Annotated in this window: 5 protein-coding genes; 4 read left to right on the top strand and 1 reads right to left on the bottom strand. The window is 35.8% G+C overall.

Annotation, left to right across the window (positions count from 1 at the left end; genetic code table 11):
- Positions 1-117 precede the first annotated feature (117 nt).
- Positions 118-291 (top strand): hypothetical protein, encoded by a 174-nt coding sequence (locus BBH99_RS22385; RefSeq protein ID WP_165601910.1) that lies wholly within the window; start codon positions 118-120, stop codon positions 289-291.
- Positions 272-877 (top strand): hypothetical protein, encoded by a 606-nt coding sequence (locus BBH99_RS10120; protein WP_066695174.1) that lies wholly within the window; start codon positions 272-274, stop codon positions 875-877. The genes BBH99_RS22385 and BBH99_RS10120 overlap by 20 nt, the downstream gene beginning before the upstream one ends.
- Positions 878-935: 58 nt before the next feature.
- Here the strand turns inward: BBH99_RS10120 and BBH99_RS10115 are convergent, their stop codons facing one another.
- Positions 936-1,733 carry an AraC family transcriptional regulator gene (locus BBH99_RS10115; protein ID WP_066695173.1) on the bottom strand — a complete coding sequence of 266 codons (798 nt, stop codon included), beginning with the start codon at positions 1,731-1,733 and terminating at the stop codon, positions 936-938.
- 131 nt (positions 1,734-1,864) lie between these two features.
- Here BBH99_RS10115 and BBH99_RS10110 point away from each other — a divergent pair, with 131 nt between their 5' ends.
- Together BBH99_RS10110 and BBH99_RS10105 are read left to right on the top strand one after the other, a co-directional pair.
- Complete coding sequence (locus BBH99_RS10110; RefSeq protein WP_066695172.1) at positions 1,865-3,187, top strand: TolC family protein; 1,323 nt, start codon at positions 1,865-1,867, stop codon at positions 3,185-3,187.
- 6 nt (positions 3,188-3,193) lie between these two features.
- Positions 3,194-4,214, top strand: a 1,021-nt coding sequence (locus tag BBH99_RS10105) for an HlyD family secretion protein (RefSeq protein WP_066695168.1), incomplete at its 3' end; no start/stop codon positions are given.

The raw sequence follows: 4,214 nt of genomic DNA, 5'->3' as shown, positions 1-4,214 counted from the left end.
TTAATGGTTTTTAAATATAGCCTTTAAATTTAATATTTAAAGGCTATATTATTTTTAAAATAGGATTATTGTGTTAGTAATAGGCACCATTTTATTAAAAATGAAACATTGAATGTAATGGATTATCCAAAATTGGGACCTGATCCTAGTAATCCACTACCTATTCCTTTGGATTTTGGAATTTATTTATATAAATATCAGTGGGACATTATGCTTGGTGATGTAAGAACGCCTACTCAAAGAGGAGATTTAATTAAAATAAACGCAACAAATGGTAAAGAGATTTCTTAAATATATTTTTTTATTAATATTATTTGTTTCATGTAAAACAAATCCAAACAGTAAAGGAAAAATAGATTCAATTCCTCAATTGAGTTCATCTGAAGTGTATTGGGGAAACTGTATGCGTTATAATGAATCATTTTCTGATGAAGGGAGGGTAATTAAAGCAGTAAAGAATAGAAAACCATTCAATTTTGAAGGTCCAATTTATATTAAACCCAATTGTAATGAAAAATTACTTTTAAGAAGTAATCAGACGCCTATAAATGGAACTTATAAGATTATAAATATTAATGAATCATGGAGTGAATATAGTCCCTATAGCATAATTGCTGTGTTTAAAAATGGGATGAAAGAGGGAATTTGGAAATACTATAGGAATGAAGATTTCTATTCTACATCAAGCATAGACGTTATAAAATCGTTGTCAGGAGATAAAGATTATAAACAAACGATTAAACCAATTAAAATCGAAATTTATAAGAACGGTTTGCCTCATGGAGAATGGTGGCAGAAGTCAGGAAATCGAATTGATTATTTTATGTATAAAAACGGAGAATTAATAAATAGCAGAACTGAGTTCGTTAAAAACTAAAAGTGGAAAATTCAAAGAATTTTTGACGGGGTGGTACCTCTCCACATCACTTCAAACATCAAAAAGCCTTACTGCTTTTCCTAAGATCCGAAGGCCTGGATTGCGTAAACTCATGAAAAGTATCACTAAAGGCACTAATTGAACTATAACCCACATCATCAGCAATCTCATTAATAGGTTTATCCGTATTCAAGAGCAGTTCAATAGCTTTGACGATCCTCAATGTTTTCAGATATTGGAGAAAAGAAATATCCATATCCGCTTTAAACAGACGGGACATAGAACGCTCGCTCAACCCAAATCTGGCACTTACATTTGAAAGGGTTAGCTTTTCTGCCATATTCCATTCAAGATAAGAAACTATTTTCATCATCTGCTTATTGTGAGTGGCGGGAAGAATAATAGGTAAAGGTTGTTTATGGGTTTTAGGCAGAATCTTTTTTAAAGCTACCAGAAATTCAAAGTTTTCATCTTTTTCAGTAACATGCTTTTCATCCCACATCTCCGTATATTTAATCATCTGGATCAAAAGTTCCGAGGCCGGGTAAATTCCCAGTCTGCTGTAAAAAGGATCTGAAATATCATCATGAGCATAAAAATACAGCGAACGAAGAACAGTTGCCGTATGACCAATCTCTAAAATATGCTCCATACCCTGTGGAATCCAGAAGAAATGTCTCGCAGGTACTACATACGTCCGGTTATCGATGGTAATATAAGCAATACCACCTTCTACATAGCTCAGCTGCCCTTTGGTATGTTTATGAAAAGGAATCAGTTTCTCTGATTTTTCATGCATTACAAACACACTTTTCTCGTGTTTATCAATGTCCGGAAGCGCTGCAATTAATCCCATAGAAAAATCAAAATATAATGAAAATGCAAATATAATCATTTGGCCGGAATCATGTAAAACTTGACTATTTTAGGTAAATAAAATTTGCGGATTGCCAATAAATTTGCACTGCAATAATTCGAAAAATTCAAATGAAAATCTATGTCACCGGACTGCTGGTGTTAGGAGCTTCCTACTTTATATCAGCTCAAACAGGCAGTCCACGAAATGATACCATCCGAATCTCCCTAAAAGACGCATGGCAAAGAGCTGAAGAAAACAGCCGTCATATTAAAATGAATACCATCAGTGTAGACATTGCGGAAGCAGAAGTAAAAGACACCAAAAGAGAAAGACTTCCGGAAATACAAGTGAAAGGATCAGTAGAAAAAGCATCCAACATTCCCATTTATGAAAACGGAATTTTTTCCAAACCTAGCCAGCATGAGGTGATCCACACCCTTTACAGAGTGGGAGCCGATTTTTACCTGAATATTTACAACGGAAATAAGCTCAACCTTAAAATTAAAGAAAACCAGACTTTGCAGAAGGTGAAAGAAATTCAGAAAGATCAGGCAGTTTCCGATATTCACTATAAAACAGCAACCCTTTACCTTGAACTCCAGAAAACATTCATCTTCAGAGATCTTATCAAACAGGATATTAAAGATCAGGAAGTACAGCTTAAAGAAATCAAGTCTTTATATAAAAACGGAGTCGTTCTAAAAAGTGATGTTTTAAGAGTAGAATTGGAGCTTTCCAAACGTAAAATGACCTTGGTTACCATTGAAAATGATATTCTGATTGCCATGCAGAAACTGAATATTATTTTAGGTGTTCCGGATGAGCAGATCGTTATTCCGGAAGCACCAGCCAATCAATGGGACGCCAATACAACTTATGCAGAATATCTGAAACTGGCATTGGAGCACTCCTTTGATTACCATGTTTCCGAGCAGAATACAGAATTAAGCAAGCTTAAACTAAAACAGGTAAAAGCTAATGTAAGCCCTAAAATAGGGATGTACGGAGAATTTTATTATGCCAATCCACAGATCTTCCTTTATCCTTATAATCCGTATTGGTATTCACTGGGAATTGTTGGTTTAAAAGCATCATTTTCCATCTCATCTCTTTATCATAATACCCATAAAGTAAAAGCAGCCAAGCTTGAATTTGAAAAAGAAGAAGAAGCTCATAAAGATACTGAAGATAAGGTTAGACAACAGGTAAAAGAAGCCTATTTAAGATATCAGGAAGCTTTAGAACAGATAAAAGTAGCGGAAACCAATGTAGCCCAGGCTAAGGAGAATGCGCGTATCATTAAAAATACTTATTTCAATCAAACTTCTCTTATCACAGAACTTTTGGATGCCGATATCCAGCTGCTTCAGACAAAATTTGAATTGGAAGCGGCAAAAATCATGGCACAGAACAATTATTATTTATTACAGAATATCACAGGCATTTTATAAAATACAATGAAAAAAAAATATACCCCAACCGACAGACTGATCACGAAGATCACAGGATGGATTTCAGTATTAATCGTTGCCGCACTTGCTGTCTGGGGCGGTTTTACCCTTAAAAATTATTACAGATACGAGCAAACCAATGATGCTCAGGTTCAGGAATACGTAAACCCGGTAATTTCAAGAGCCGGAGGGTTCATTGTAGCCGTAAAATTTGAAGAAAACCAGGAAGTGAAAAAAGGGGATACTTTGCTATTGATTGATAACCGTGAATATATTCTTCAGCAGAAGCAAACCCAGGCAGCACTTCAAAAAGCCCGTGCAGAGCTGAAAGTTTTGGAAAGTAATACCGGAACTACCCAAAAAGAAGCTGCAGCAGCACAGGCACAGGTAGATGCAAATAAAGCAAAAGTCTGGAAGCAACAGCTGGATTACAATCGTTATAAAAAGCTTTACGATGAAGAATCTGCCACTAAACAGAGGCTTGAAGATGTAAAAGCAACGCTGGATGTCAATGAAAGTGATTATAAGACTTCTCAGGATAATTATGCAGCTTCTGTATCTAAAATTAATGATATTCAGGCCGAGAAAACAGTGGTGCAGGCAGAAATTGCAAGATTGGAAGCTTTATTGGACCGTCATAAATTAGATGTGAGCTATACGGCAGTGGTTGCAGCATATGATGGCAGAATGGGACGAAGAACCGTTGAAGTAGGGCAGATGATTGATGCCGGAGAAACCCTTGCCTTCATCGTGAATAATGAAACTGATAAATGGGTGGTGGCTAACTACAAAGAAACCCAAATCAAGGATATGAAAATCGGAGACCAGGTAAAAATTGTTGCCGATTCTTATCCTGACAGAGAGTTTCAGGGAACCATTATTTCCCTATCACCGGCAACAGGTTCAAGTTTTTCATTATTGCCACCGGATAACTCAACTGGGAACTATGTGAAAATTGTACAGCGTATTCCTGTCAGAATTAAAGTGGAAGGAAAAAGAAAAGAAATTGATATTCTTAAAATGGGGA

Origin of the sequence: Chryseobacterium contaminans (assembly GCF_001684955.1) — a bacterium.
Classification (GTDB): Bacteria; Bacteroidota; Bacteroidia; order Flavobacteriales; family Weeksellaceae; genus Chryseobacterium; species Chryseobacterium contaminans.
The sequence above is the reverse complement of the archived record's forward strand: the minus strand, read 5'-3'. Positions and strand labels throughout refer to the sequence as shown.